The sequence below is a fragment of the Burkholderia sp. E168m23 genome, assembly GCF_016586125.1.
Taxonomy (GTDB): Bacteria; Pseudomonadota; Gammaproteobacteria; order Burkholderiales; family Burkholderiaceae; genus Burkholderia; species Burkholderia orbicola.
Window position 1 is genome coordinate 1 of record NZ_BCPP01001291.1, and the last position, 1,518, is coordinate 1,518.

At 72.4% G+C, this 1,518-nt stretch carries 1 protein-coding gene; it reads right to left on the reverse strand.

What is annotated here, in order from left to right:
• Nucleotides 1-1,514 (reverse strand): exodeoxyribonuclease V subunit gamma (locus JMF90_RS36655; protein WP_201326302.1); only part of this gene is annotated, 1,514 nt, incomplete at its 3' end.
• Nucleotides 1,515-1,518 lie beyond the last annotated feature (4 nt).

Consider the following 1,518-nt stretch of genomic DNA (forward strand, 5'->3'; position numbering starts at 1 on the left):
CGCGCGAGCGCATCGGAGAACGTATGGCGCGGCGCGGGCACGGCCGCGTCGTCGCTCGCGAGCGGCGACAGCCCGCGCCGCGCGCCGGCGGCCGCGAGCCAGGTCTGCACGGTTTCGAGCGCGGCCGCGTCGATGTCGTAGCGAGCGGCCACCGCATCCACGCGCAGCCATTCGACCAGCTCCGGCGCGCCGACCTGCCGTTCCGGCAACGCGAGCCAGTCGAGCAGCACGCGCGCGACCGGGTTCGCCTGCGACGGCGGCAGGCCGGTGATCCGGTACGGCACCCGCGCGCCGCCGGCGCCGGCCGTGCCGAACACCGCGTCGATCAGCGGCCCGGCCGCGGCGAGATCGGCGACCGCGACGAGCACGTCGGACGGCTGCAGGCTCGTATCGGCGTCGAACCAGGCAAGCAGCCGGTCGTGCAGCACCTCGAGCTGGCGTGCGAGGCTGTGGCACACGTGCACCTCGATCCCCCGCTCGACCGGCGTGTCGCCGATGTCGGCTTCCGGCTGCAATTCGAGGATCGCGTTCTGCACGCGCGCGAGCCAGGTGGGTGCGGGATTCTCGACGAAACGCGACGCATCGCCCGACGCGGCGCTTTCGGTCAGTTCGTGCAGCATGTGCAGTTGCGCCTGCGTCTGCCTGCCCCATTCGGCGAGCAGCGGATGACCGACTTCCTGGTAGTCGCGCCGCCCGGCCGCATCGAGCGCCTCGGCATGCGCGGCGGTCACGATGTCGAACCAGAATTCGCGGCACGGGTTCAGCGCGTAGACGCGCACGTCGATCCAGCGCGACAGTTCGCGCAACAGCGCGACGTGCAGCGGCGGCATCGTCGGCAGCGCGAACACGCTGACCGATTCGGGCCAGTCGGCCCGCGCGACCGCGTCGGCATCGAGATGGCGCGCTTCGACGAGGAAGCGGTGTGCCGGCGGCGTGCCGCTGTCGCTCAGCTCGGCGAGCAGCGCACGCCACAGCGCAGCCTGCCAGCGCTCGTCGTCGCGCGCGGCGTCGCTGATCCCGCGCGGTGCGGCGTCGCCCGCGAGCACCGATTCGCCGGCCTGCCACGCGGCCAGCCATTCGGGGCGGTAGGTCAGATAGTGATCGAGCACGGCCGCGACGCGATGGGCCAGTTCGTAGCGCATCGCATCGTCGGAAGCCGACAGATACGCGGCGAGCCGCGGCGACGCGAGCCACGGCGCACCATCGGCCGCCTGCGCGAACAGCCGGTAGCAGCGCCACACGAGCCGGTCGGGCGCGAACGGCGAGCGCGCGGGCACCGTCAGCACGCGGCCGATCTGCGCCCACAGCCACTGCGCGAGATAGGTGAACTCGACGTTCGCGCACACGCCATTGCGCGCGGCGATGTCGAGCTCGAGACGGCGGCGCAGCGCCGCGCTCGGCACGATGACCTGTTGCGGCGCCCACGGGCCGTTGCGGGCCGGGAACGCGGTCAGATCCTCGAGCAGCGCGTCGGCCAGCGTTTCGTGACGGTTCGAATAGAAGAGATGGAGCATGAGG